The sequence below is a fragment of the Nonomuraea sp. NPDC049129 genome (assembly GCF_040648495.1).
Lineage (GTDB): Bacteria > Actinomycetota > Actinomycetes > Streptosporangiales > Streptosporangiaceae > Nonomuraea.
The window spans coordinates 58,188-84,727 of sequence record NZ_JBEZDU010000016.1 but is presented as its reverse complement, the minus strand read 5'-3'; the positions used below and the strand labels follow the sequence as shown (position 1 = coordinate 84,727).

The 26,540-nt window shown below is 68.6% G+C and carries 23 protein-coding genes and 1 pseudogene; 8 read left to right on the top strand and 16 right to left on the bottom strand.

Going from position 1 to position 26,540, the window contains the following annotated elements:
* The first annotated feature begins 215 nt into the window (after positions 1-215).
* On the top strand, positions 216-1,271 hold the full coding sequence (locus tag AB0B64_RS39155) for a LacI family DNA-binding transcriptional regulator (RefSeq protein WP_358184176.1): 1,056 nt from the start codon (positions 216-218) through the stop codon (positions 1,269-1,271).
* Here AB0B64_RS39155 and AB0B64_RS39150 read toward each other — a convergent pair.
* The 3 genes from AB0B64_RS39150 to AB0B64_RS39140 form a co-directional block, all read right to left on the bottom strand.
* A complete protein-coding gene (locus AB0B64_RS39150; RefSeq protein WP_357954245.1) occupies positions 1,259-2,173 on the bottom strand; it encodes a CoA ester lyase in 915 nt (304 codons plus the stop codon). The genes AB0B64_RS39155 and AB0B64_RS39150 overlap by 13 nt on opposite strands.
* The gene (locus AB0B64_RS39145; RefSeq protein ID WP_358184174.1) at positions 2,163-3,446 is read right to left on the bottom strand and encodes a CoA transferase; all 1,284 of its coding nucleotides are present in this window, start codon (positions 3,444-3,446) and stop codon (positions 2,163-2,165) included. The genes AB0B64_RS39150 and AB0B64_RS39145 overlap by 11 nt, the downstream gene beginning before the upstream one ends.
* A 97-nt stretch (positions 3,447-3,543) precedes the next feature.
* Positions 3,544-4,461, bottom strand: a complete 918-nt coding sequence (locus AB0B64_RS39140; RefSeq protein ID WP_357954249.1) for a LysR substrate-binding domain-containing protein — start codon at positions 4,459-4,461, stop codon at positions 3,544-3,546.
* 103 nt (positions 4,462-4,564) lie between these two features.
* Here AB0B64_RS39140 and AB0B64_RS39135 point away from each other — a divergent pair, with 103 nt between their 5' ends.
* Genes AB0B64_RS39135 through AB0B64_RS39125 form a run of 3 tightly spaced genes read left to right on the top strand, consistent with a single transcriptional unit; the run spans position 4,565 to position 9,022 of the window.
* On the top strand, positions 4,565-5,911 hold the full coding sequence (locus AB0B64_RS39135; RefSeq protein ID WP_357954250.1) for a citrate:proton symporter: 1,347 nt from the start codon (positions 4,565-4,567) through the stop codon (positions 5,909-5,911).
* Positions 5,912-5,933: 22 nt separating this feature from the next.
* Positions 5,934-7,463 carry a CocE/NonD family hydrolase gene (locus AB0B64_RS39130; RefSeq protein ID WP_358184172.1) on the top strand — a complete coding sequence of 510 codons (1,530 nt, stop codon included), beginning with the start codon at positions 5,934-5,936 and terminating at the stop codon, positions 7,461-7,463.
* A 44-nt stretch (positions 7,464-7,507) separates the two neighbouring features.
* Positions 7,508-9,022: a tannase/feruloyl esterase family alpha/beta hydrolase gene (locus AB0B64_RS39125; protein WP_358184169.1), complete on the top strand. Its 1,515-nt coding sequence runs from the start codon at positions 7,508-7,510 to the stop codon at positions 9,020-9,022.
* 64 nt (positions 9,023-9,086) lie between these two features.
* On the opposite strand, the gene AB0B64_RS39120 is transcribed toward AB0B64_RS39125, so the two are convergent.
* Positions 9,087-10,358, bottom strand: a complete 1,272-nt coding sequence (locus AB0B64_RS39120; protein ID WP_358184166.1) for a cytochrome P450 — start codon at positions 10,356-10,358, stop codon at positions 9,087-9,089.
* Positions 10,359-10,368: 10 nt separating this feature from the next.
* Complete coding sequence (locus AB0B64_RS39115; protein ID WP_357954258.1) at positions 10,369-11,259, bottom strand: TetR family transcriptional regulator; 891 nt, start codon at positions 11,257-11,259, stop codon at positions 10,369-10,371.
* 582 nt (positions 11,260-11,841) lie between these two features.
* Here AB0B64_RS39115 and AB0B64_RS39110 point away from each other — a divergent pair.
* Entirely contained in the window at positions 11,842-12,351 is a 510-nt protein-coding gene (locus tag AB0B64_RS39110; RefSeq protein WP_358184163.1) for a hypothetical protein, read from the top strand.
* 300 nt (positions 12,352-12,651) lie between these two features.
* Here the strand turns inward: AB0B64_RS39110 and AB0B64_RS39105 are convergent, their stop codons facing one another.
* The 8 genes and pseudogenes from AB0B64_RS39105 to AB0B64_RS39070 all read right to left on the bottom strand — a co-directional run bounded on the left by AB0B64_RS39105 (position 12,652) and on the right by AB0B64_RS39070 (position 17,713).
* Positions 12,652-13,038 (bottom strand): profilin, encoded by a 387-nt coding sequence (locus AB0B64_RS39105; protein WP_357954262.1) that lies wholly within the window; start codon positions 13,036-13,038, stop codon positions 12,652-12,654.
* A 459-nt stretch (positions 13,039-13,497) separates the two neighbouring features.
* Positions 13,498-13,632, bottom strand: a complete 135-nt coding sequence (locus AB0B64_RS39100) for an antibiotic biosynthesis monooxygenase (protein WP_358184160.1) — start codon at positions 13,630-13,632, stop codon at positions 13,498-13,500.
* Positions 13,633-13,660: 28 nt separating this feature from the next.
* A complete protein-coding gene (locus AB0B64_RS39095) occupies positions 13,661-14,341 on the bottom strand; it encodes a phytanoyl-CoA dioxygenase family protein (RefSeq protein ID WP_357954266.1) in 681 nt (226 codons plus the stop codon).
* Positions 14,342-14,402: 61 nt separating this feature from the next.
* Positions 14,403-14,545, bottom strand: a pseudogene (locus AB0B64_RS39090) (IS5/IS1182 family transposase); the annotation flags it as partial.
* The gene (locus AB0B64_RS39085; RefSeq protein WP_357954267.1) at positions 14,542-15,030 is read right to left on the bottom strand and encodes an IS5 family transposase; all 489 of its coding nucleotides are present in this window, start codon (positions 15,028-15,030) and stop codon (positions 14,542-14,544) included. The pseudogene AB0B64_RS39090 and the gene AB0B64_RS39085, both read right to left, overlap by 4 nt.
* A gap of 41 nt (positions 15,031-15,071) precedes the next feature.
* Positions 15,072-15,725: a class I SAM-dependent methyltransferase gene (locus AB0B64_RS39080; RefSeq protein WP_357954269.1), complete on the bottom strand. Its 654-nt coding sequence runs from the start codon at positions 15,723-15,725 to the stop codon at positions 15,072-15,074.
* A 204-nt stretch (positions 15,726-15,929) separates the two neighbouring features.
* Positions 15,930-17,081, bottom strand: a complete 1,152-nt coding sequence (locus AB0B64_RS39075; protein WP_357954271.1) for a hypothetical protein — start codon at positions 17,079-17,081, stop codon at positions 15,930-15,932.
* A 287-nt stretch (positions 17,082-17,368) separates the two neighbouring features.
* Positions 17,369-17,713, bottom strand: a complete 345-nt coding sequence (locus tag AB0B64_RS39070) for a MerR family transcriptional regulator (RefSeq protein WP_358184157.1) — start codon at positions 17,711-17,713, stop codon at positions 17,369-17,371.
* 91 nt (positions 17,714-17,804) lie between these two features.
* Between AB0B64_RS39070 and AB0B64_RS39065 the strand changes: the two genes are divergently transcribed.
* Positions 17,805-18,602, top strand: coding sequence for an aminotransferase class IV family protein (locus tag AB0B64_RS39065; protein WP_357954274.1), 798 nt, complete (start codon positions 17,805-17,807; stop codon positions 18,600-18,602).
* Between the two features lie 112 nt (positions 18,603-18,714).
* Here the strand turns inward: AB0B64_RS39065 and AB0B64_RS39060 are convergent, their stop codons facing one another.
* Positions 18,715-19,455, bottom strand: a complete 741-nt coding sequence (locus tag AB0B64_RS39060) for an SDR family oxidoreductase (RefSeq protein WP_357954276.1) — start codon at positions 19,453-19,455, stop codon at positions 18,715-18,717.
* An 85-nt stretch (positions 19,456-19,540) separates the two neighbouring features.
* On the opposite strand from AB0B64_RS39060, the gene AB0B64_RS39055 reads away from it, so the two are divergent.
* Both AB0B64_RS39055 and AB0B64_RS39050 read left to right on the top strand, forming a co-directional pair.
* Positions 19,541-20,176 carry a TetR/AcrR family transcriptional regulator gene (locus tag AB0B64_RS39055; RefSeq protein ID WP_358184154.1) on the top strand — a complete coding sequence of 212 codons (636 nt, stop codon included), beginning with the start codon at positions 19,541-19,543 and terminating at the stop codon, positions 20,174-20,176.
* A 290-nt stretch (positions 20,177-20,466) separates the two neighbouring features.
* The gene (locus tag AB0B64_RS39050; RefSeq protein WP_357954280.1) at positions 20,467-22,275 is read left to right on the top strand and encodes an NACHT domain-containing protein; all 1,809 of its coding nucleotides are present in this window, start codon (positions 20,467-20,469) and stop codon (positions 22,273-22,275) included.
* Between the two features lie 179 nt (positions 22,276-22,454).
* Here the strand turns inward: AB0B64_RS39050 and AB0B64_RS39045 are convergent, their stop codons facing one another.
* Together AB0B64_RS39045 and AB0B64_RS39040 are read right to left on the bottom strand one after the other, a co-directional pair.
* A complete protein-coding gene (locus AB0B64_RS39045; protein WP_357954282.1) occupies positions 22,455-24,293 on the bottom strand; it encodes a hypothetical protein in 1,839 nt (612 codons plus the stop codon).
* Complete coding sequence (locus AB0B64_RS39040) at positions 24,293-26,539, bottom strand: hypothetical protein (protein WP_358184151.1); 2,247 nt, start codon at positions 26,537-26,539, stop codon at positions 24,293-24,295. Before AB0B64_RS39040 ends, AB0B64_RS39045 begins: the two co-directional genes overlap by 1 nt.
* Between the last annotated feature and the right edge of the window lies 1 nt (position 26,540).

Below are 26,540 nucleotides of genomic sequence, written 5' to 3'. Positions count from 1 at the left end.
CTCTTCCCCTGGGGGTCGGTGCTGAAGAGCTGGTAGGGACTGACGGCGGCGCGCCCATGGAGTGGAGTTCGTCGCAGCGCCTGAAATTTTCGTAACTAGGGCCGATCGTTAATCGGGGACTTTAGGCACTTCACGCGAAACCCGTCAATAATCTGGTCGCAAGATTGCCGAAACAGTCGGACAGGAGCCTGAAAGCGTGGCGTTAGACTGCGCCCATGACCGCGACCCAGGAGCCGCCCGCATCCGGCACCGCAGCCGGCACCGCGCCCAACCAGCCGCTGACCATCGCGCAGCTCGCCGAGCTGGCCGGAGTGTCCACGGCCACGGTCTCCAAAGTGGTGAACGGCCGTTCCGAGGTCGCGCCGGAGACCCGGGCCTTGGTCGAGGGGCTCATCCGCGAGCACGGCTACCGGCGGCAGAGGCGGCGCGACAGCCCCGCCGCCCTGGTGGAGCTGGTCTTCCACGCGCTGGAGGGCGACTACCCGATAGAGATCATCAAGGGCGTCGAGCGGGTGGCGCAGGAGCACGACCTGGCGCTGGTGCTCTCCCAGCTGCAGCACCACCACGTACCGGGCCGGAGCTGGATCGAGGGTGTGATGAGACGCCGGCCCAGTGGTGTCATCGCGGTGTTCAGCAGCCTGACCGACGCGCAGTGCCACCAGCTGGCCAGCCGTGACATCCCGCTGGTCCTGCTGGACCCGAGCGGCGAGCCCGGCCACCAGGTGCCCTCGGTGGGCGCCGGCAACTGGAACGGCGGCCTCTCGGCGACCCGCCACCTGCTCCAGCTCGGCCACCGGCGGATCGGCATCATCACCGGCCCCGACTACGCGCTGTCCAGCCGGGCCCGCCTCGACGGCTACCGCGCGGCGCTGGACATGGCCGGCGTGCCCGTCGACCCGGACCTGATCTGCGCGGGAGACTTCCTGGTCGAGGGCGGCCTGGCCATGGCCCATCGGCTGCTGCGGCTGCCCGACCCGCCCACCGCGATCTTCGCCTGCAACGACGGGCAGGCCACGGGCGTCTACGGGGCGGCCTACGAGCGGGGACTACGCATCCCCGATGACCTGAGCGTGATCGGCTTCGACGACCTCCCGCCGATGCGGTGGGCCATCCCGCCGCTGACCACGATCCGCCAGCCGCTCACCGAGATGGCCGCCGCGGCCACCAGGATGCTGGTGGCGCTCACGCACGGCGAGCCGGTGCCGCAGAACCGGATCGAGCTCGCCACCGAACTCGTGGTGCGAGGGAGCACCGCCCTCTACGGCCGCTGAGAGGTTCCGAAAGTTTCTGGATCCTTTCCGTATGTATCAAGAGCGAACCGCGCCCGGGTGGCCATGGCCTCGTCCACCATCTCCCCCTCGAAGGTGATGGCCCCGGCGCCGTGCCCCTGTGCCTCCTCCACGGCGGCGATCATCCGCGCGTAGCGGGCGAGCTCATCCGGGGTGGGCGAGAAGACCTCGTTGATCACGGGGACGTGGGCGGGATGGATCGCCATCATGCCCTCGTACCCCAGGGAGCGGTTCTGCTCGGCGAACGCCCGCAGTCCGTCGAGGTCGGCGATGTTCGTCCAGAGGCCCGCGATCGGGCAGGGCGCGCCCGCCGCCCGCACGTCCAGCAGGACACGGGAGCGCAGCGCCAGGGTCTCGGTGCCCTCAGGGCTCCAGCGGTAGCCGACCGCCCGCTCGACGTCGCCCCCCTTGCCGGTGACCGCGCCCAGGTAGGCGATGCGCGGCGCGGCCCGGCCGATGTCGTACGCCGCACGCAGCGCGCCGGCGCTCTCCAGCAGCGGCACGAGGGCGATGTGCCCCTCGGGCAGGCCGTGTTCGCGCTCGCACCAGCTCAGCAGCCGGTCGGCCAGGCGTACGTCCCCTTCGTCCGCGACCTTGGGCAGGACCACCCCGGCCAGACGGGCGTGCGTGATGGCGCGCAGGTCCTCGGCGGACGCCCAGCCGTCGAGGGGGTTGATCCGGACGAAGAGCGCCATGTCGCCCGTCGCGCCGGCGACGGCCTCGGCCACGCGCGCGCGGGCCGCGGCCTTGCCGGCCTGCGGGACGGCGTCCTCCAGGTCGAGGATGGCCGCGTCGGCTCCGGCGGCCGCCGCCTTGGCCAGCCATTCGGTACGGGTGCCGGGGACGAAGAGCAGGGAGCGCAGCGGCGGCCGATCAGATGACACCGCGCTTCTCCAGATCCGCGAGCTGGTCGGCGCCGAGCCCGAGCCACTGCCGGTAGACGAGGGCGTTGTCCTGCCCGAGCGCGGGTCCGGTGCGCCAGACGTGTCCGGGTTGCTGGTGGAAGTGCGGGAGGGCGGCCTGCATGCGGACCGGCCCGAGGTCGGGGTCGTCGACGGTGATGATGTCGCCGCGTTCGGCGTACACGGGATCACCGGCGATGTCCTCGGCGGTGAAGACGCGAGAGGCCACCACCTCGGCCTCCGCGAACGCCTCCAGGCACTCGGCGGCCCCGCGCGCGGCCACCCATTCGCGCAGTCCCTGGTCCAGCCGTTCCCGGCCGGCGAGTTGCCGCTGCGTCGTGGCGTACTCCTCCTCGGGCAGGCCCAGGAGCCGGACGACGTTCAGGACCGAGCGGAGGGTCGCGGAGGTCACGGTGATCCAGTCGCCGTCTCCGGACAGGTAGGTGTTGATGACCGCGGCCGGTGCGACGGCCAGCTGGTTGCCGGACCTGCCGGGTACGACACCGAGCTGGTCATGCGTAATGACCTGCCATTCGACCAGCCGGAACAGCGGCTCGAACAGGGCCAGGTCGATCCACTCGCCGTCGAAGGCGGGGTCGTTGGCCCGCCGGTGCAGGGCGGCGAGCACGGCGTACGCGCCCATCAGCCCGGTCACGGCGTCGCCGTGGGAGAACCCGGTGTGCACGGGCGGCCCGTCGGGAAAGCCGGTCAGGTGCACCACACCGCTCCTGGCCTCGCCGACCTTGCCGAAGCCCGGCGCGTCGGCCCGCGAGGACGTCGCGCCGAACCCGGAGATCTGCAGCAGGACCGCCTTGGGGTTGATCCGGTGCACGGCCTCCCAGTCCAGCTCCCAGGCCCGCAGCCGGCCGGGGCGCAGCGTGACGATCACGACGTCGGCCCAGGCCACGAGCCGGTGCGCCACCTGCCGGCCGTCGGGGTCGTGCAGGTCCAGGGTGACGGAGCGCTTGTTCCGGCCCGCGACCTTGAACCACAGCGGTACGCCGTCGCGCGTGGGGCCCATGGCGCGGGCGGCGTCACCGACGCCGGGGGGTTCGACGTGGATCACGTCGGCGCCCTGGTCGGCGAGCATGGAGCCGGCCAGCGGCCCGGCGACCACATGGGCGAACTCCACCACTTTCAGACCACGCAACTGCCCCTGGCCGTGCTGCTGTTCGGTCGCCTGGTCGCTCGCCTGTTCGGTCGCCTGGTCGCTCGCCTGTTCGGTCGCCTGTTCCGTCGCCTGTTCGGTCGCCACGCATGAGCTCCTTCGCACTGTCCGGTGCTGTCATCCTGCCCAAGGCGAGAAATGCGGGTCCAGCACAAGAAGTCGATAAATTCATGCTATTTACGCATTAACCCATCCAGGAGACGCCCGGCGGCAGCTCCGTACGGAACTCTTCGAGCACGTCCAGGAACGCGGCCGCCGCGAGCGGCAGGGTTCGCCGCGCCCGGACCACGACGTCCAGGCGCCGCTCCACCACGGGCCCGGTCAACCGGCGGTGCACGACGTGCCCCGGACCCAGGAGGGGCAGCACCAGAGCGGGCATCGCCGACACGCCGAGACCGGCGGCGACCAGGCCGCCCACCGTCGCCACGTTGCTCGCCTCCGCCGCGGGCGTCACCGCGGCGCCCGCCTGGGCGAACGCCGCGTCGGTGAGCCTGCGGACACTGGACTGCGGCCCGACGGCCAGGAACGGCTCGGCGGCCAGCTCCTCCCAGGTGACCTCGTCGCCCTCGGCGAGCGGGTGCCCCTCGGGCAGTACGGCGTGGAACTGGTCGCGGATCAGCGGACGATGGTCGAGGCGATCCGGCGACGCGCCCACCGTGGTGATCGCGAAGTCGGCGTCACCCGACAGCACCCTGCCGAGCACGGCCCGTTCGAGCCCGTCCATGATGCGCACCGCCACCTGCGGCCGCTGCCGCCGGAAGGCGGAGATCATGCGCGGCAGCAGCACCGCCGCGACCGAGGGCAGCGTGGCCACGGCCACCACGCCCGACTCGCCGAGCAGGTAGCGCCGCAGCTCCTTCATTCCCGACTCGTGGGCGCCGACGATCTGCTCGGCCACCCGCAGGGTCTCCAGGCCCGCCGCGGTGAGCTGGACGTTGCGGGTGTCGCGCTCCAGCAGCCGGGCGTCGAGCACCCGCTCCAGGTCGGCGACGGCGCGGCTCAACGTCGACTGCGAGACGTGCAGGTGCGCCGCCGCGGCGGTGAAGCTTGCCGCCCTGGCCACGGCGACATAGGCGGCGAGTTGCCGGAGAGTAGCGTCCATGGAGCCAACCTATGCACATACCGCATGGATAAATCCACTTTTGATGGTGGACGTGAAAGGTCAGCGCTCGGAAACTTCTCCGTAACCCTCCGAAAGGACCTCGATGATCGCGCTCCTCGGCTTTCTCACCATCGGCCTGTTCCTGGTGCTCACCATGACCAGGCGCGTGTCGGTCCTCACCGCGTTGGTGCTGGTCCCGGTGTTGACGGCGCTTGCCGGCGGTTTCGGCGCCGAGATGGGCCCGATGATCCTCGCCGGGCTGGGCAAGGTGGCGCCCACCGGCATCATGATCGCTTTCGCGGTCCTGTACTTCAGCCTGATGATCGACACAGGGCTGTTCGACCCGCTGATCCGCGGCATCCTGCGCCTGGCCAAGGACGACCCGCTGCGGATCGCCGTCGGCACGGCCGTCATCACGATGTGCGTGGCCCTGGACGGCGACGGCGCCTCGACCTTCCTCATCACCGTCTCGGCCCTGCTGCCCGTCTACAAACGGCTGCGGATGAGCCCGCTGGTGCTCACCGGCGTCGTCTGCCTGGGCGCCGGCGTGATGAACATGATCCCCTGGGGTGGCCCCACCGCGCGGGCGATGGCGGTGCTGAAGCTGGACAGCTCGCAGGTGTTCACCCCGGTTCTGCCCGCGATGGTCATCGGCATCGTCTGGGTGCTGGTGGCGTCGTACCTGATCGGCCTGCGCGAACGCCGTCGCCTCGGCACGGTCTCCCTGCCCGAGCCCTCGCCGGACCCCTCGCGGGGGTCCTCGTCGGAGCGCGCGGCCGAGTTCGTCGCCGGAGACGGGCCGGGGACGCCCCTGGCCCCGCCGCGCCGGCACCCGGCCCTGACCGTCTTCAACCTGGCGCTGACCGTCGCGCTGCTCGTCGGGCTCATCCTGCAGGTCATGCCGCTTCCGGTGCTGTTCGTGGTCGGGTTCGCCATCGCCGCGCTGGTCAACCACCCCTCCTGGGAGAAGCAGCAGGAACTGCTCGACAGGCACGCCAAGAGCGTCGTCCTGGTCACCACGATGATCTTCGCCGCCGGGGTCTTCACCGGAATCCTCACCGGGACCAAGATGATCAACGAGATGGCGACCGCGTTCGTCAACGTCATCCCCGACTCCTTCGGCGGCCATCTGCCGGTGCTGGTCGCGATCACGGGCATGCCGCTCAGCCTGGTCTTCACCCCCGACGCCTACTACTTCGGCGTACTGCCCGTGCTCGCCCAGACCGCCGGCGGCTTCGGCATCGAGTCCGCCGAGGTCGCCAGGGCCGCCATCCTCGGCCAGATGACCACCGGCTTCCCGCTCAGCCCGCTCACCGCCGCGACGTTCATCCTGGTCGGCATGAGCGGCGTACAACTCGGCCAGCACCAGCGCTTCATCTTCGGCTGGGCGTTCGCCACCACCCTGGTCATGACCGTGGCCGCGCTCCTGACCGGTGCCATCTCCCTCTGACCGCGCGAGGAGCACCCCCCTCATGAAGTACGGCAGAATCGCCGCCGCCTTGTCCACCCTCTCCGCCCTCTTGGCAACGCCCACCCCCGCACACGCCGACACCGTGCTGCCCCCGGATCGCTTCTTCTCCTACGACCGGGCCGCCGCGTACGGCGTGCACACAGAGCGGGTCTCGGTGCCCCTGCGCGACGGCAGCCACCTGGCCTGCGACCTGCACCGGCCCGCCGGCCCCGACGGCAGGCCCGCCGACGGCCGCTTCCCCGGCATCGTGTACGACTACAACGCCTATGATCAGTTGCAGCCACAGGGCCAGGCGGCGGCCTTCTTCGTCACCCGCGGCTACACCGCCGCAGTGTGCAACGCCCGCGGCACGGGCGCCTCACCCGGGCGCCTCGACCCGTTCAGCGCGCAGGAACAACGCGACAACTACGACCTCATCGAGTGGCTGGCGGCCCAGCCCTGGTCCACCGGCAAGATCGGGCAGACCGGCGTCAGCTACGGCGGCCACTCCTCCCTCCTGGTCGCGGTGAACAAGCCGCCCCACCTCGCCGCGATCATCCCCGTCGACGGAATCAGCGACTGGTACGAGAACACCATCTACCGAGGCGGCATCTACTCGGCCAGGATCCGGGACTGGCAGCGCGCCGTAGCGCCCGACACCCTGGTCACCTACGCCGAGCACCCGCTGTACGACGACTACTGGCGAGAGCGCAGCGTCAAGGCCCGCTGGAAGAACCTGGACGTCCCGGTTCTGGAGATCGCCGGTTGGTACGACAGATACCGGGCCGCCATGGTGGCGAACTTCCAGGCCCGCCCGAAGAACGTCTGGCTGGTCGCCGGCCCCTGGCAGCACGGCTGGCCGTCGGGCCAGCCCGCCGACATCGGCAACGGCGCCTATCTCGCCTGGTGGGACCACTGGCTCGGCGGCCGCGCCGACGCGCCACTGCCCGCCGCCAAGGTGACCTCCTATCAGGTGCCGAGCACCGGCTGGCAGCAGTTCGCCACCTGGCCCCCTCCCGGCACCCGGCAGACCCGCCTCGGCCTGAACGCCGACGGCACGCTGACGACCGGATCGACCAAGCCGGCCACCCTCGCCTTCACCGTCAACACCGAGACGACCCCCGCGACCCCGGACGAGCGGCTCACCTTCCAGACACGGCCCTATCAGCAGGACACCGTCCTGGCCGGCGACGTGGCCGCGAAGGTGCGCGCCGCCTTCAGCGCCACTGACGGCAACATCGCGGTCGTGGTCGAGGACGTCGCCCCCGACGGTACGGCCGTCCGCGTCACCCAGGGCTGGCTGAAGGCGAGCCACCGGTTCGGACACGAACGCGCCGTCCCCGTCCGGCCGGGCAAGACGTATGACCTGGAGATCCGCACCTGGCCGACCCACTACCGGCTGAGCGCTGGCCACAGCCTCCGCGTGACGGTGTCCAGCGACGATTATCCCGAGATCGACTCCGACGCCCCGGCGGGCCGGGTCCACCTGCGGGTGGGATCCGGCGGCACCGAGATCCGGCTCGGCACGCTCACGGGGAAGGACGGCCAATGATCCACCTTTGGAGACCTTTGGCCGTATTCGCCACCGTACTGTCGATGGCGATCCCCCTGAACGCGCAGCCATCCGCCGCTGCGGTGGCCGAGAGCGGCACGTGCGAGAGCCTGACCGCCATGACGCTCCCCCACGCGACCGTCACCCTCGCCGAATCGGTCCCGGCGGGCAGGCACACCGCTCCCGACGGCCGGGTCCTGCCGTCCGTACCCGCCTTCTGCCGCGTCCACGGCGTCGCCAAGCCGGTGCCGAACTCCAACATCGGCTTCGAGGTGTGGATCCCTGAGCAGGGGTGGAACCAGCGGCTGCTGATGTTCGGCAACGGCGGATACAGCTCGGCCATCGACTTCCCGTCCATGGGCGGCCCCGCGCTGGCGGCCGGGTACGCCACCGTCGGCACCGACACCGGGCACACCGGTGACGACCCTGACGTGTTCGTCCAGGGCGCCGCCAATCCGGAGATCATCGTCGACTGGGGCCACCGCGCGGTCCACGAGACGATCGTCAACGCCAAACCGATCGTCGAGGCGTACACCGGCGCCAAGCCGCGCTACTCCTACTTCATCGGCTGCTCCACCGGCGGCCACCAGGCGCTGATGGAGGCCCAGCGCTACCCGGACGACTTCGACGGCATCGTGGCCGGCGCCCCGGGCAACAACCGCGTCGCGCTCAACGCCGGCTTCCTCTGGCAGTTCCTCCGCAATCACACCCCGGGAGGCGTCCCTGACCCGATCGTCCCGGCGGCCAAGCTGCCGCTGCTGACGAACGCGGCCGTCAAGCGGTGCCGGGGCAAAGACGGCGGCCTGGCGACCGACGACTTCCTCACCGATCCGCGACGCTGCTCCTTCGATCCAGCCTCGCTCCGCTGTCCCGCCGGCGACGCTCCCACCTGTCTGACGAAGCGCCAGGTACAGGCGTTGCGGGAGATGTACGCGGGCGCCCGCGACCCGCGTACTGGCGAGCAGATCTACCCCGGCTGGCCGGTGGGCAGCGAAGCACCCGTGGTGGACGCGTCGGGCACCGTGCGCGTGGGCTGGAGCTCGTACTGGGGCGCCACCGAGCCGGCGCGGGCGAACTTCTGGCGCTACTGGGTCTTCAACGATCCGAACTGGAACTGGTGGACCTTCGACTTCCACCGCGACCTGCGCCTGGCCGAGAAGAAGCTCGGCCCGATCATCAACGCCACCGACCCGGACCTGAGGCCGTTCCGGCGTAGCGGCGGCAAGCTCATCATGTACACGGGCTGGGCCGATCCGGTCGTCTCCGCCCACGACACCATCGACTACTACGGTCAGGTGGTCCGCGCCACCTCCGGTGAGCGTCAGCCGGGCGGCGCGGCGGTCGCGCGGACGCGGGAGTTCGCCCGGCTGTTCATGGTCCCCGGCATGGCCCACTGCGGCGGCGGCCCCGGCCCGAACGTCTTCGACAAGCTGACCCCGATCGTGAGCTGGGTCGAGCGCGGAGCGGCGCCCGCCGAGATCGTCGCGACGAAGTACGTACACGACAACCCGGCGGACGGCGTCGCGATGACCCGTCCCCTTACGCCCTTCACGTGTTAGCGGTCAGGTAGGGCGTACCGGACGGAGGTCAACCGACGCGCAAAGGCCAGCTGATGCGCGTCGGTCAGCCGATGCGGATCGGAAGGGTGCGCGGCCCGCGGACCTGACCGGCCGCCCAGGTCACCGCGTCCGGGTCGGCCAGGCTGAAGTCCGGGAACCGCTCCAGCCACACCTCGAGCGCGACCCGCAGCTCCATGCGCGCCAGATGCGAGCCCACACAGCGGTGAATGCCCAGGCCGAACGCGACGTGCCGGTTGACCTCACGGTCGATGACGACCTCGTCGGCCCGGTCGAACTGCGCCGGATCGCGGTTGGCCGCCGGGAACGACAGCAGGATCCAGTCGTCGGCCTTCATGTCGCCGCCGCGCCAGTGCATGTCCTGCTTGACCAGCCGGGCCATCGTGACCGGCGCGTACGCCCGCAGGAACTCCTCCATCGCGGTCGGCAGCAACGCCGGCTCGGCGACCAGGCGCTCACGGTCGGCGGGCGTCTTCGCCAGGTGCCACAGTGACGCGCCGATCGCGCTCCAGGTGGTGTCGATGCCGGCGATGAGCAGCAGCGCCATCGTGCCCGCCACGTGGGACGGGTCGAGCTTGTTGCCGTCGAGCTCGGCGTCGATCAGGTAGCTGGTGAGGTCGTCGCGCGGGTGCTCGACGTGCTCACGGATCTGCACGAGCAGGTAGTCGAACAGCTGCTGCGAACGGGCGAAACGTTCCTCGGGCGGCAGGTTGATGCCTTCGAGCGCGTTCTCGACGAACACCCGGAACTGCGCCCCGTCCTCGGGCGGGAAGCCGAGCATCTCGGCGATGACCCGCATCGGGATGTGCTGGGCGTAGTCGGCGGCGGCGTCGACGACGTCCTGCCCCTCCATCGCGTCGATGAGCGCGTGGCAGTACGCCCTGGTCCCCGCCTCCCGCTTGGCCACCGCGGACTTGGTGAACGCCGGCAGCAGCAACTTGCGCGCGTGGTGGTGGAAGGGCGGGTCGGAGGAGATCGGCGGCGCGGTGCCCACGGGGGCCAGCTCGACGGGCGGCCGGAAGTTGCTCATGATGATCGCCCGCGACGAGAAATGCTCGGTGTCGTAGGCGATGGCCGCGACGTCCTCGTAGCGGGTCGGCAGCCACCCGCCGCCGAACCGCTCGGTATGCGCGATCGGGCAGCGCTGCCGCAGCTCGTCCTGGATGGGGTACGGGTCAGCCGCCCACTCCGGCTCAGCATGGGAGAAATCGGTCGCCCAGTCCGAGACGGGCCCGGTGATGACCTCGTTACGCGAACCCAGGGGCGGCTCTTCCAGCGTCTCCCGGTAGTCCTGGTTGAAGCGGTCGTCCACGGTCATGTCTACCCTCCTAGAGGATCTCGATCGCTCGTTCGGGACAGTTGGACACCGCCAGGCGCGCCGCGCGCTCGTTGTCCGGCGGCACGATCCCCTCGCCGATCACCTGCCCGTAGCCCTCGTCGTCCTCGCCGAACAGGTCGGGGGCGAGGTCGTAGCAGCGACCATGCCCCTGACAGCGCTCGGAGTCGATCCGCACTTTCACTGTGGTGCTCCCCTCTGGAGCTGTGGTCTCAATGGTCTGTGCCGTGGTGTCGACGGCTTGCGCTCTGGTGCTGATGGCTTGCGCTCTGGCGCCGATGGCTTGTGCGGTGGTGCTGATGGGGGCCAGGGCGGCGACGACGCGGGTGAGCAACGCGGTCCACTCCTCGTCGTCCACCGCGTGCAGGTCCGGGGTGATGAGCGCGCTACCCATCGCGAGCAGGAGGCAGAAGTGGGCGAGCGCGTTCCCCGACAGCGCGGGGTCGAGCTCGCCATCACCCTCGGCGATGCCGGCGAGCCCGGCCAGCCAGTCGGCGCGTTCGCCGATGTAGTCGCGCATCGGCTGCGCGACCTCCTCATCACGACGGGCCGCGACCAGGGCCTCGACGATGAGATAGCCACCGGCATCACGCTTGCGCGGCAGCCGCCGACCGACCACGACGAGCAGCTCCGCGATAGACCGGTCCGGATCGGCGGCCAGCAGATCGGCCAGCAACCGCGGCCCGTGCGCGCGCAACGCGGCCACGAGCAGCTGGGCCTTCGACCCGAAGTGGGCGTACAACGCGCCGTTGCTCACCCCGGCGGCCGCGGCGATGTCCGCCACGCGCGTACCTTCGTACCCGCGCTCGGCGAACACCTCGGCGGCCGCGCGCAGCAACCGTTCACGCGTCTCGGCGGCGGTGACGCCCGCGATACGCCCCATGATCAAATTAAAAGACCGTTCATTTGATTCGTCAAGGGCGGCTTCGCTCTGAGTGGGCGGCTGTCTGACGGCCTTGCAGATGGAAGTGCGTCACGCCAGATGGAAGCGGACATGGCAGTGGGCCATCGGGGTTGGCGGTAGAGGCGTGTACGGCAGGAGGTTCGGCCGGAATGACGGTGGTCTGGCCCCGACGACTGGCGCTGGTGGTGACACCGGCATACGGCGAGTCGTTCGCGTTGTGGGTCGATCGGATGGCCTGCGGAACGGGTGCCCACCGTGAGGGGCGATGCAGTCGCTTCGGCTGCGGCAGATCACCCTGTCAGTGGATACGGACGGCCAGGTCGGCGGAAACGTCGTCTTGAATGACCGCTTCCTGGAGAGGGAAATCCGCTTGGCTCGGCAGGCCGCCGGGATCCTCGACGGCGGGGGGTCATCGGGCGGATCCGGCGGCGGTCCCGCTCCGGAGACGAACAACCGGACCCCGGCCGCGCCGCAGGGCCTCATCGTCGAGCCGGCTGCCTACCTGGATGAGCACGGCTACGCACGCGGCCAGGCCACCGTGACCTGGTCGCCGTTGGCTCAATGGATGTCCGCCTCTATCCGGACGGCAACACCAACTACAGCCGATTGTGGACCAGCGACGACGACTTCGCCGGTGAGGCGACCTTCCGCATCACGTCCGACACCAACACGGGCATGACGACGCGGACGTTCTTCACCGTGGCAGCTGGCTGGACGAAACTCGAAGTGCTGAGCCCGAGCACCTCCAACCCCAACGGCGGCTTCCTGGAGTCGGCCGAGGACTACAGCCGGATCGGCTACGACAACGACAACAGCGATAACCAGTTCATGTGGTTCGACGCCTCCGGGATGACGACCCACTACGGCAAATGGTGGGACTCCGCGTTCGCATCGAGCACGTGGGGCGTCCACGCAGGTCACGGATCGCCAGCTCCGGTTGGACTGGGATGGAGATCAATTACGGGCCCACGATGCAGGGCAACATGGGGCCGGTCGCGGTGCGTCCAATCCGGCAAGGCCATCTATTGGTGGGCCCATCGACACAACGGGAGCGCATCACCATGCCTTTGACCTGGACAACCTGGGACGCCGAACTGTCGTACGGTCCCGTGTACTTCTCCGAGAAGGACTCTGCCCGCGCCAACCCGCTGGGGGCAGAGCCGCTGTGGGGCATCGCGGTCGTCAAGACCGGCAGCACGCTAGGCGGCCAGACTTTCACACTCCGTGGTCGTGGCGCTGCCAAGCGGGCAGATGGGCGAGCGCATGGGAAGCCGCCAGGGTCGGCGCCACTCGGTTGAGATCGGCTGCGGGAATGGGCGGCCGCACAAGTGTCGGCGCCTCGCCCAACGGACGTGAGGGGACATCAGGCCCTCAGTAGCCGAGGCTGATGAGGTAGTCGGCGAGAGCCTCGACCACCTTTTCGGCTGCCTGTGGATGGCTACCCGGCGGGGTTCTCCCAACGATGAGGGCCTGCTTGGTCTTCACCCAGATGATCACGGCATAGTCGTGCCTCCTGCCCATCACTGAGCGGTCGTCATGATGGACGTACATGTACTTGTCGCCGTCAACGTGAAAACCGTTGGTCTGCACACTGGACGAGTCTCTGAACGCGCCGACGATCGTCTTGACCTCCTCGAGGGTGACGCGGAAATCAGGGCTAGCGGCCCAGACCGCATCGCCGGCAACGCTGAAGATCGCCCCTGCGTCGATCTGGCCACTGCTTAGAAGACTGGTATCCACATACGCCTGCCATGACATGTTCCCGCTCCGTCCTGCGCACGTCCCTCCCGGATGAGGGACCCGCCGTATCCGTGGTCTCGTGCTCGCTGCCCCTGAGGGGCGTCCTTGTCATCGTCGAGCAACACGAACACGTGATCAAGTGGTGGCCCCTTTCTGGTCGTGTCCCGGCCGCACCCCCAGAGGCGGCCCAGGCGCCCTGGAGAGCCCAGTCGCGGACGGCATCACGCCCGTCGTTTCGTGAAGTGTACGCCGTACGGTTCACGCGTACGGGAAGAGATATTCCCGCACGTTAACGATCAGTAGAGCAGCGCTCCGCGTGTGGTGGGGAGCTGTGGCGGATGGCCGTAGCTGTAGGGGTTCGGGCCGTCACGACGGCCACGGCTCACTGCCCGACACGACGAACCTTCTTCCCTCGGGCCCCGCGCTCAGCAGCGTGGGGAACGCCTCCATCACCGCATCGAGCTGCGGCAGCTTGCCCTAGCGATCCACCGCCTCTTCATCGGCGTAGACCTCGATCGACACGAACCGGTGCGGCTCGTCGGGGTCCTGCAAGATGTCGAAGTTGATGACCCCTGGGACTCGACGGCTGGCGTCGGCCAATTCGTAGAACATGCGGCGAGCGCGCTCCAGATGGCCAGGGTCAGCAGTGACGGCCACGCGGTAAAGAATCATCTGTCCTCCTGCGGTGCGGCCAGTAGCGGGCGCTGATCGGATTGAGCCCGCCATGGCCGAGCAGTTCCAGCAGCGGCTCGTCCTCGCTCGATCGAGCCTGTTCGAGCAGCCGCTGATAGTCGGCTGAGGGGAGACTGGGCTCGAAGTTGAACTCCGGCATGAAGATCGACGACAGTTGCAGAGTGAGCAGGCGGCGCGCCCGCTCGCTGTGGTTCGTTCCGCCGCGGTGCCACAGGGCGGCGTCCATCAGGACGACCTCGCCAGGCTGAACCTGAATCGTGACCTGGTCGTCGAAGGGGTCGTCGGCGGCCGGCGGCCGGTCGGGACGGTGGTGGCTGCCCGGCACCATCAGGAGTGGCCCGGTCTGCTCGTCCGCCGCGTCGAGGTAGATCAGGCAGGCGATCACGGTCGGCGCGGATACCAGCCGCGACGGTGGCGAGGTGTGCCACACGGTTCCGTCCCCGGTACGTGGGCGGGTGACGCGCACGTTCGAGTTGCGCAGCACGATCCGGGGGCCGAGCAGGCAGCGGACGGTGTCGGCCAGGCCGAAGGACAGCAGCGGGATCATGGCGATCTGCGGGTCCTGCTTGTGCGGGGTCCGGACGTACTGGCCGGAGAACTCCTTGTCGTAGGTTTTGCCATCGGTCAAGGGTCGCCCGTTCGACGACGTTCCTGTGCTTGTAGTGGTCGGCGTCGAAGCCCGGCCGAGGGATGCGGATGGCGCCCAGCACCTTAGGCAACTGCGGGCTGTCGCCGTACTGGCCCGGCGTCAGGACCAGCGACAAGGCCCGGCAGCGGCCGTCCGCGCGGACAAGTGGATCTTGGTGGTGAAGCCGCCTCGGGAGCAGCCTAGGCACTCCCCAGTCTGACCACCTCCGCCAGCCGGGCGGCCAGTGTGGCCAACACCGGATCGCCCCGGTTTGTCCTTACGGCGTCCCCCTTTTGCCGCCCCGGCGCGGCAGGCGGCGAGGGCGGTGTGCGGGGCGCGCCCGCGGCGTGCTGGTGCGCCCGCACCATGGTGGAGTCCACTGCGATGTCCCCATCCAGGCGCCCCTCGGCGTCCTGCCCGGCCTGGATCGCGGTCAGCAGCATCTGCCAGGTGCCATCGGCCGACCAGCGGCGATGCCGCTTGTAGACCGTGATCCAGGGACCGAACCGTTGGGGAAAGTCACGCCAGGGCAGCCCGGTCCGGGCCCGGTACAACACGCCATTGATCGTCTGACGGCGGTCGTTCCATCGCCCGCCCCGCTGGCCGCCTTCGGGCAGCAGCGGCCGGAGCCACTCCCACTCGGCGTCAAGCCACCAAGTCCCATGCGCTACGTGACAACATCGCCACAACTAGTCAGTAGATCTAAGAAAGAGGCCTTAACGTGCGCGCATCAGCACATGGCGGCGGCTTGTCTGCGCATCAGCAAGTGGCCACGGCGGAATCGTTCATCCTCCAAAGGCTCGCGCAACATCCGCCCCACCTCGACGAACTCCTCCTTGCGGGCCAGGTCGGCCAAGTCGTCGATCGGCCACCGGTAGGCCGGCGTGACCTTGTGGTCGAACTCCAACACCGGACCGCCCTCGGATTCGAAGAAACCGAGCAGGAGGTGACCACCCGGAGCCAGCACCCGGCGGAACTCGGCGAAGTATGGCGGCAGTTCCGGTGGTGGGATGTGGATGAGGGAGTACCAAGAGAGCAGACCGCCCAGCTCGCCGTCGGCCACGTCGAAGGCGCCCATCGAACCGACCTCGAAACGCAGGTCGGGGTGGTCTTTGCGGGCGATGTCGATCAGTGCGGGAGACAGGTCGACGCCGAAGGCGTCCAGTCCGAGGTTGCGCAGGTGTGCCGTCATGTACCCGGGACCGCAGCCGGCCTCGGCGACGGGCCGGGGCCCGGCGGCCCGTACGAGTTCGGCGAACGCGGCGACTATCGCGCGATCCAGGGGCAGGCGGTCGAGCGAGTCTCGGGCGAGATCGGCGTAGAGGTCGGCGACGGCGTCGTAGGCGTCCGCCGTCGCGGTCAGATAGGAGGAGGATTCGGCCATGGCGGACGACTGTAGTTCATCGGCCGGCAAAGGTCGTCGATCACCGACCGGCCGGCGCGTCCGTTCCGTAAGGGCCCTCCAGAAAGCGTCTGTTCCGTAAGGGCCCTCCAGAAAGCGGTGGCCGGGCGCGGCCTCGCTGCTCTTCGGGCGGTGTGGATCGCGAAGAGCAGCGAGTGGTCCCGCGGGCGTCACATGGGAAGAGTCTCAGCCCGTGTAGTCGGTGGTATGGGTCTGGCCGGTCGGCCACAGATACTTGCCGTGGTCGGCCGTCGTATAGGTGCGGTTGTCGTCTCCCGTACGGGCCTGGATGAGGTTGCGGCGCCAGGTGGAGCCGCGCGCCGACCCGCCCCAGATGTTGCCGTACAGGAAGCCGTACAGCTGCTCGAGCTCCGCCGAGAAGACGTTGTCGGTGACGGTGATGTTCGTGGCGTTGTTGGTCACGCCGATGGAGAGCGCGTAACCCCAGCCGGAGACGTAGTTGTTGGTGACCGAGATGTGGTCGTACACGCCGCTGCCCTGCAGGGCCAGGCCGTTGGTGTTCCCCACGGAGGCCAGGGTGTTGTGGTCGACGATCATCGGACCGCCGTTGCCCTCGCTCTGCGGGCCGATGCCGTCGTGGTGGTAGACGTCATGTGAGGTGTCGGCCATGTCGTGGATGTAGTTGTTCGTCCAGGTCGACGGGCGGCCCGGGAATCCCGTCACCATGATCATGCCCGCGTTGCCCCAGATGTCGTTGTGGTCCATGACGGCCACGGCTTCTTTCATCGTCGTGGCCAGCTGCCAGGACTTGTCGAAGGGCGTGCCGGGCTTGGAGTGGGACGACGAGACGGTGCCGTCGTTGCCGGGAGGCATCGCGTAGGAGTTCGGCTTGAACGTCGAGTAGAGAAACTTGATGTTGTTGTCGGAGTAGATCTGGACGAGGTTGTCGTTGGGGTTGGTGCCCTCGAACAGACAGCCGACGAACGTCAGGTTGTCGCCGTAGATCAGCACCTTCAAGCCCAGGAAGCGCTTGTAGGAGATGACGCTGTTGTCCGGAAACTCGAGCCTCAGCGGCTTGTCGGCACTCATGCCCGACGCGTAGTCGGTGAGCTTGCCCGGGTACGCGCCCAGGCCCAGCCCTCCGGCGTTGGCCGGGGTGTTGGCATAGCCGGTGTTCGAGAAGTCCGGCCAGTAGCCGGAGCCGTCGTTGGGCCGGGCGTCGATGGCGCTGACGGTCTCTTCCGCCCCGCTCGTTCGCAAGTCGCCGGGGACGACGCTCGTGGAAAGGGCGGCTGCGAGGAAGGCGAGGGCGAGGGCGGCGGAGAGGCAGCTCCGGGCGAGCGAGCGGGCTAACGGGATGCGGCGCCGGTCGTCCATGCCAGGGCGATGTGATGTGTTGATCTGGTGCTCCGATACGGTCGGTTACCGACTCGTGCCGTCCAGCGGCAGAGGCGGTGCTTCTGCATCAGGTGGTGGTCCGGGGTTACCGGTGATTTGTCATGATCACACTGTGCAGGACATTCCTCCCGTCGCGCCGGGATTTTGAAAGTTCGGGACGAGCGGAAGGTTCGCCCCACTTCCTGGTGTCAGAGAACGCACCCGAACGAAGGAGTCGGGCGGTGACCGGAGTCCCGTCGTTCAGCGAGCGCCGCCGTCCTGATCGGTCAGGGCCGGGTGAGGAAGCCCGCCAGGGCGCCGCGGCTGCGCTGGAGATCGTCAATGCGCTTATCCATGGCCTCGAGCTCGCCGGTCAGAATTTCCCAGAGCTCGGCGCACCACTCGAAGTCCGGACGCTCGCCGCGCACGCACGGCAACACCACGCGGATCACCTCGGTCGACAGACCCACCTTCAGCAGCGCGCGCACCTGACGCACGGTGACCACGGAGTTCTCGTCGTAGAAGCGATAGCCGTTCGCGCCGCGACCGGCCTCCAGCACTCCCTGTGCCTCGTAGTACCGCAGCAGCCGTGTGCTGACCCCGGTGCGCCGCGACAACTCACCGATCAGCATGCGCCGGCTCCACTCCCAGGTTGACCTTGCCATCGATGTCAAGCCTTAACGTCGCTCGGGAAACGCACATTCCATACTGCTGGAGCGAGGTATGTCGTCTTTCGTTGTGCAACGTGACGGTCGGGTGGCCGACGCCGTGGACCTTGCGCCGCTCGCATTCGCCGGGTACGCCCACTTCACCGCCATGCAGGTGCGCGGCGGCCGGGTCCGGGGGCTGGACCTGCACCTGGAAAGGCTGCGGACGGCCTCCGCCACGCTCTTCGGGCGCGCGGTGCCCGACGACCGGGTGCGAGCCCTGTTGCGGGCGGCCGTCCAGGCCGGACCGGCTGACCTCTCTCTGACGGCCACGGTGTTCTCGCCCGCAGGAGAGTACACGCCGGCGGACGCCGAGCCCGAGTTGCTCGTCCGTACCGGACCAGCGGCGTCCGGCCCCCGGGGGCCGCTGGCGCTGGCGGTGGTGGAGCACGAACGAGTGCTTCCGGCGGTGAAGCACGTCGGGGAGATGGCCAAGACGTACTATCTCCGCCAAGCCGTCGTGGAGGGCTTCGACGACGCCGCCTTCATCGACCGCCGGGGTCGGCTCAGCGAAGCGTCGATCTGGAACCTGGCCTTCTGGGACGGGACGGCGGTGGTGTGGCCAGAAGCTGAGATGCTGACCGGGACCACGATGGGCATCGTCCGCCGGCAGCTCGACCGGCTCGGGGTTCCCCAGCGCGTTCAGCGGATCCGGCCCGCCGACCTGCCGGGAATGGCCGGGGCCGTGGTGATGAACTCGTGGACGCCGGCCGTACCAGTGCGTCGAATCGGCTCCGTGCCTCTGCCCGACGCGCCGGCCTTCGAGGCGACCCTGCGCCGGGCGTACCAGGCCGAACCGCTCACTACCCCGTAACGGCTGGGCGGGCGGCGCAGGGGCCCGGGCCGGTGGGCCCAGTGGGGACGCGCGCCGGCTGTCACTTCGGCGGGCCATCTATCGCTCACCGGCTCAGCAGGCCAGAGCGTTCCTAGCCTTGGACGGTCGGGCGGATGGTGACCTCGCCGATCTCGACATCCCGGGGCTGTTCGATGGCGAAGGCGACAACGCGGGCGACGGCCTCCGGATCGATGCCGAACCCGTCCATGTTGCGGCGAACCTCCTCACGGGCCTGAGCGTCGTCGATCGAGCCGGTGAGTTCGGTACGGACGAAGCCCGGCGAGATCGCCGTCGTCCGCAGCACACCGTCGGTCGACTCCTGCCGAAGGCCTTCCAACAGGGTGCGTACGGCGTTCTTCGTCGCCGCGTAGACCGCCTGCGTAGGCACGATCTTCAGGCCCGACGTCGACACCGTGGTCACCAGATGGCCGTGGCCCTGCCGGCGGAACACCGGCATGGCGGCGGCGATGCCGTACAGCACTCCCCGCAGGTTGACGTCGATCATCGCGTCCCAGCCATCGACGTCGAGGTCGCTCACGGGGCCGATCCGGGCGATGCCGGCGTTGCCCACCAGCACGTCAAGCCGCCCGAACTCCGCCACGGCCTGGCCGACAAGTCGTTCGAGGTCCCCGCGCCGGGTGACGTCCGTGGCGCAGGCGATGGCGCGTCCGCCACGATCGCGGATGTCCCGTGCGAGGTGGTCAAGGCGTTCTGTCCGGCGCGCGCCGAGGACGACCGCCGCCCCACGCTCGGCGAGCAGGCGTGCCGTGGCCTCACCGATGCCACTGCTCGCTCCGGTGATGGCGACGACCTGGCCCTCGATGGCAGTCATAGGAATCCCATTCAGATAAGGTGGACACGTGTCCGCTTAACCCAAAGCTACCGGACACGTGTCCGCTTAGCAAAGCAGGGAATCGATGAACCCCACCGGGCGCCGAGCCGACGCCGCCGACAACCGCGACCGGATCATTCAGGCCGCACGGGCGGTCATCGCGAACGCGGACGAGATCAAGCTCAACGCGATCGCCAAGCAAGCAGGGGTCGGGCAGGGCACCCTCTATCGCCACTTTCCGACCCGGGAGGCGCTGCTCATCGAGGTCTACCGGGAGGAGGTCGACGAGTTGGTGGCGGTAGCGCCGGCACTGCTCGGCGAGCACGAGCCGCTCACGGCGCTGGCTCGCTGGTTCGACCGGGTCGTCGACTACGCGCAGGTCAAACGCGGGGTGTTCGCCGCCGTGGAAGCGTCGGTGTGGCAGGGCCTCGCGGCGCACAGCTTGGGACCGATCGGTGACGCGCTGACCACTTTCCTCGACGCCGGCAAGGCCGACGGAACCATCCGTTCCGACGTCGACGCCCGTGACGTCATACTCCTCACGGGCTATCTGACCCGCCTGGAAGAGACCGAGTGGGACAGCCGAGCCCGGCACCTGCTCCGCATCGTGCTCGACGGGGTACGCCGACGAGTGGAACCCGAGGACAGCCGCCCTCATCCGCAGGTCACTGATCGCGAAGACGAGACTCTTCGAGGAGAAACACCTGGTGACGACGGCTGACGACCCCCGCAAGAGCGCCAAGGGGACGCTCGAATCAGCCTCGGATCGCGCTATCGCGTTGAATGACCTTCCGGCACTTCAGCCCGCATGCCCTATACCCTCATGCCGGATTTATTGATATATGACGCATATACACTCATCCAACATTATGGCCACAAAGACGATCGCACCTCTTACCCGATCAAGCTCGACAACTAGCCTGCCGCCACAACATGCGATATACATTTATCTTCTGTTGTCCCCTCAAGGCATGACCCTGCTGCCTTCTGATGCCATATCAGGAGATTGGGATGCATGTTTCGCACGCGCCGACGTGGCGGTCACGCCTCGTCGGCGCCGTTGCGGCAGCACTCCCCCCAGGCATAGTCACGGTCTTCGGTCACACCTGGCTACTCGAGCATCCCGCGACCACGGTTCTCCTGCTCTCGATATACGGCACCTTCCTGATGGCGTCCCTGTTCGTGCGGGGGATATACCAGGAGGTCACCAAAGGGCTAGAGAAGTCACTGGCCGCAGGGATGGAAGGACGGATACGGCGGAGCTTCACCCAGTTTCCGAGACGTCTACGCGGGCTGATGCGGGAGCGAGCGCGATGGCACGACGGTGATGGCGGGAGAGCGGGCGGCCTGATCATTCCGATCGACACTCTATTCATCCACAACCGCCTAGAGGAGCGCAACCCGGACACAGTTGGAGAAAATATTATATTTCCACCCATTGTCGTGCAGGGCCAGCGCTACGCCCTAGAGAGTCCAGACGGATTGTGGGATCTTTATCGGCGCCATTCGCCCTCTCCTTTCATGGTGGTGGGAGCCGCTGGCAGCGGAAAAACCGCTCTATGGAAGTGGCTGGTTCACCTGCTCTGCGAGAATCCCGCACGCAAACTGTTGCGTGTGGCGCTGCGCGCTCGAGCCCAGGGCGGAGACTGGCCTACGGCGTGGGCGTTGCGGGCGCCCATGAGGGCGGTGGTTCTGGCACTCGACTCCCGGCAGCTCGCCCAGTGCTTCAAGCGCGGACTCGAGGCGCTGGCGGCCCAGAACCTGACATCCCTGATCAGATCCTGCATCCCCGCCGACCTCGCCGCCACCGAGCCGCCGAAGTGGCTCGAGTCGAAGCTGCTGCAAGGGAGCTGCGTAATAATCATGGACGGCCTTGACGACATCGGCGACCGCGAATTCAGAAAGAGCGTTCTCACCATGGTCGACAACGCCAGGGAGAGCTATCCCGGCAACTTCTTCCTGCTCCTCGGCCGGCCCTACGCATTCGAGGACCATCAGCTTGCTGGACGAATATTTCTAGAGATAGCGACATTCAAGGATGATCAGATCAAGGAGTACATCCGCCGCTGGTTCCAGACCACTGCCGATATCCGGTCAAGTGGGCCAGGCGTTCAGGTCCGGGGCAACCGCGGGAGTGCCGACGATCTCATCAACTGGGTGACGACGGACCCAGTCCTGCGAGACTTCGGGAGCAATCCCTTGCTGCTGTCCGCGACGTGCCAGTTCTACGAGTCGAGCCCCGACCCAGTCGAATTCCTGCGTTCCGGAGAGCTGTGCGGGAAAGTGTGCGACTTTCTCCTTGCAAACGGCATCCGAGACGAGCAGGCCATGGAAGGGGCCCGGCAAGGGCTCGACCGCGGCCAGCTTGACGCCTTGGCCTACTTCATGTGCAAGGAGTATGGAGACTCAATACCCCGGCAAATGGCAGAACGATGGCTGACGGACCAACTACAAGAGGGCGACGACAAGAAGGCTGCCAGTCTCCTGAAGGCCACCAGCCGACGGAACGGCATTCTCGTCAGAAAGACCTCGGGCGCCTATTCGTTCGCGCACCCCTTCATCCATTGGCACTGTCTCCGGTCAAGCAATCCTGAAGAGTGGATGGGACAATTCCTCTGCACGAAGGTGGATGACTCCCGGTGGCGCGCTCTGACGCTTCACTATGCCCGCCGATACGATTCGAGTGAGCTCCTGGCCGCCTGCCGAAAGAGCCCATCTGACAACGCCTCACATCTGCGCGAAGCGATCGACGGCGGCGATTCGCTCTCTGCGACGCCATCGAGCGCCAAGGAGCTGACGACGAAACCCGGTGACCTCTGACGTGGGCCAACCCTCCTCCCTTGGCGAGACCGCAGAGACCCGTCAGGCCTTCTTGACCAACGTCGCTAAGGAACGGGAGATCTCTCCTTGGGAGATGTCCTCGAGGCGCCGGAACCACCAGCGACCGAGCTTGCCGGACACCGCCCGCTTCAGCCGCGCGCCTTTCGTGAGGACGATCCTTACGTGGTGATCGCTGAGCCCGATCTCGCGGACGGTCCCTGCCAACGCCCGGCGAGCGCCTTTCCGACGGGCGCCGCCATCAGCGGCGCGGTAGTCGCGGCGCCCAGTGTCGGCGCGGTGTCGTGCGGTAGCCACATGGTCAGCAGCAGCAGGCTCAACAGGAGGAGCATCAGGACGGAGGTCGTCACCGTAGCGGCGGCGAGCGTCCGCCGGAAGATCAGGTAGCTCAAGGGCAGGCGGCCCGGTGGACGCGGCCTGGTGTCCCACGGCCTCCTCGCGTCACCCGCCGTCAACTCCGCCGCTGCCAAGGTCCCGTCGGCCGGCTGACCGTTCAGCCGCAGCCCGCCCAGCCAGCCGAGCAGTTCGACGATCTGCGCCCCCTGAGGCGGCAGGCCCGAGGTGAGGTAGCGGACCTCCGCCCCCTGGTGGTTCAGCTCGCGTACCAGATTGCCGAGCCCCATGATCGTGAGCCAGCGGGGCAAGTCGTCGATGCCGCGTCCGGAGGTGGTCCGCTTGAGCAGGTCGGCCTTGGTGAGGACGACCGCGACCCGGCGCTGCTTCCCGCCGTCGGCCCTGCTGGCCAGCTCGTTGCGCAGACGGGTGAAGGTGTCGGCCGGGTCCTCTCGGGACAGCACCACGCCCTTGGCGGCCAGTGCCTGCCGCTCGGACTCCAGCAGGTGATCCTGTACGTCGGGCAGTGCGAAGGGGTCGATGACCAGGATCAACGCCTCTCCGTGCGCCAGGTAGCGCATCTCCTCGACCCTGCTGGCGCCGGTGTAGTGCTCGCCAGACGGATCGAACAGGTAGAGGATCCGGTTGCCGCCCCTCTTCCCGGGCAGCGCCACGTCCAGCATCACGGCCTTGGGCAGGTCGGCGAGCGTTTTGCTGATCTTCCCCGACGACAGCTCCACGCGCAGCTTCCGGAACGCCTGCTCGTCGCTCTTGTCGGCGAACAGGGCGCGGCCGCCCACCGCATTCACCGCGCCGTGGACGGCGTCGACGCCGAGCGCCATGAACGTCGTCTTGCCCGCGTCCGGGCCGCCGACGAAGGGCAGCGGCTCGATCCGCACTCTGCCGACGCGGGTCGGCAGCAGGCGGTCACAGTGCGGGCAGTACGCCTGGAGCCGGTAGCGGCCGAGCGGGACGATCGTCGGCAGGCGCGTGCCGCACTGGCAGACATGCCGGGCGGCGCCGTTCAGGTCGGGTCTCAGCTTCGCGTGCTTGCGGCCGCAGGTCGAGCACGCGTAGACGGGCAGCGTAAACCGGGCGTAGCAGCCAGGATAGGGACAGGTCTGCAGGATCCGGTACACCAGCATGAACGCCTGCTCCACGACCCGCAGCCCCGCTACGCAGATCAGCCAGACCAGCAACCCGAGCGCAACCGTCATCGTATAGAGCACCATGATCAGCGCGCCGAGCACCAATACGGGCACCGCGGCCGTGATGATGCCGCCGCAGATGCCGAGCCAGATGGGGAACAGGAACCAGGCCTGTTGGCCGCTGAGGAGCGTGCTGGTGATGTTGCGCAGCGCCTTGTCCGCCTGTGTGGCGATGCGCGGGGACGTAGTACGCAGGATCGCCTGCCAGTCCTTCCACACCTGGGAGGACAGGTAGTGAGGGTAGGCGGGGTCACGCCCTCTCCCGGCCTCCGGCGGCGGGACCGGTGACAGACCCGCCGTGAAGTCGGGCACCAGGACCGCGTAGGCCTGCCGAAGGTAGAGGCCGACCGCGACGAGCGTGCTGCCCAGCAGGACGATCGGATAGAGCACCATCGCGACGAACGTGCCGACCATCATCGCGACGAACCACGCGATGACCAGGAAAAGCAGAAAATACATCAGTTGTCCCCCCAGCGCAGGATTCCTCGGCGCTTCGACCTCATGAGCTCCCGCAGGCCCTCATGCAGTTCGGGATCCTTCTTGAACCTGCTGTCCATGAACGCGAACGGCGAGCGGCTGTTGGCCACGCCGTGCGCCCACTCGTCCAGGCTGGAAATGAGCACGCCATGGCCGCGCAGCCGGATCGCGATCTCCAGCAGCGCCGTCTGCTCCTCCCGGCTCGGCCGAGCGGCCAGCCAGAGATCGACCAGCCAGTCCTGGGAGCGCCTCGGCAGCTCCCGCACCAGGACCATCCGGAACGCCGGATCCTGCCCGGCGAGAGTCTTCGCGGCCAAGGCGCGTACCAGGGCGGCGAGCTCGGCATCGAGCCGGCCGGCCAGGGCGGTGAGGCGTTCCACCTCTCTTACGGCATGGACGGGAGTGCGCACGCCGCCCAGCTCGGTCACCAGCAGCACCGCCTCGGCGTCATCGGCCACGAAACCGGCCAGCCCGGCGTCGCGTACCCTGCCGGCGACGTCCACGGCCTCGCGGCTCTTCACCCCCACGCGCACGAACAGGCGCGCGGGCAGGCCGCTCAGCGTGGGGTATTCCTGTACCTGCTCACCACCCGTCTCGATGAGGCGGCGCACTTCATCGGCCTTCGGAGCGGCCTGCCAGATGGCCTTCAGCGTCTGCTCCCGCTTCTCCCACGTGCCCGGCACGTTCCGGAGTGACAGGAGCCGGACCGTCGCCTCCACGCGGTCGAGGCCGCCGGACTCGACCTGCCAGACGATCACGGCGCTCGCGATCGCGGGCGCCGCCCGCAGGTCCCGGTCGGCCAGCAATCGACACAGCTCAGGAGATCGGCGCAGGTCAGCTAGGAGCGCATCGGGCGCCGCGCGCTCCAGTCCGTGGACCAGCCCGTCCAGCAGCGGCTCGCGCCAGGCGAACGGGGTGCGGCCGAGCTGCTTCGACACATCCGCGAGGTCGGCGCGGGCCAGAGCGGCCGCCGCCCGCTCCATGTGCGCCGCCGGCAGCTCCAGGCCGGCCGCCTCGGCCGTCCGGAGGATGCCGACCAGGCGATCGAGCCGGTTCACGGCGTCCAGCTCGGTCAGTGCCACCGCCGTCACCCTTGGGCGGTACGCGTGCGGCAACGGTGCGCGCGGCCGCCCCAGCTCCGGGTCGTGCAGCGCCAGCTCGACGCACCGCGCCATGCACGCACCGGCCGCCTCGGCGGGACCGTGCTCGGCGACCGCCGCCGCGAGGGGGTGACCGAGCAGGTCGGCCCGCTGCCCCAGCAGGGGCCACACCCACTCGGGCAGGCCGTTGCGGACCAGCTCGGCCACCGCCGCCTGCTCCTGCGCGGAGAGCGAAGCGCCAGTCAGGCAGAGCGCCACCAGCGCCGCCGCCGTGTCGGGGTCGGCCGCCTTGAACCCGGCGAGCTCGTCGATCCCGGCGAAGTCCATGGACCGCCACAGCTCCCGCACGGTGGTGGAGAAGCGGCCGGTCTCGATCGGCTGCGGCTCCTCGGCCAGGACGACGACGGTCGCATCCACGTCGGAGGGGATCCAGACATCGGGTGTGGTCCCCACGACGAGCTGTGCGGTCGAGGCCGGGTCCCCGCTGTAGGTGACGAAGGACAGCCGGGTGACCGCGTCCCACGGCAGCGAGTAGGACAATACCGCGATCCAGCGGACGATCTCATCGCAGTCGGCGCTGACCAGGATGATCCGGCCGTCCGCTTGGACGAGGCTGCGCCGGACGAGTTCGAGCAGGATGCTCAGCCGTTCGTAGGCGGCCGCCCCGCCGGAGTCGAGCCATCGCCCGAGAGACTCGGGGTCCAGCGCGGCTCCCGGCATGAGATCGACCAGCTCGGGCAGCTCCGAGCCGGGCGAGGCGGAGGTGTCCGCCCACAGCGGCGCCTGCCAGAACTCGATCGGCCGCAGCCCGACCAGATCGTCGTCGGCCAGCACCAGGGCGTGGCCTAGGAAGTTGCCGTATCTGCCCGAGTAGTCCTGGCCCAGGTAGACGCAGCGGACCAGGGCGTACCGGTCGCCGACCGGACCGTACGACAGAGCGACCGGCATCGCGCGGATCCGCTCCGGTGACGGCGCGGTCGGCGTGTTCGGTGGCGGCCGGTACGTGAGGTACGGCGTGACCTGCTGACCCGACCCGGCGGGCAACCCCGGGCTCTCGGCCACGATCTGAAAACCGGCGCGCCCGGACGGCCCTGTAGCCGCCGAGGTGTAGTGGAGCTGCCAAGCCACG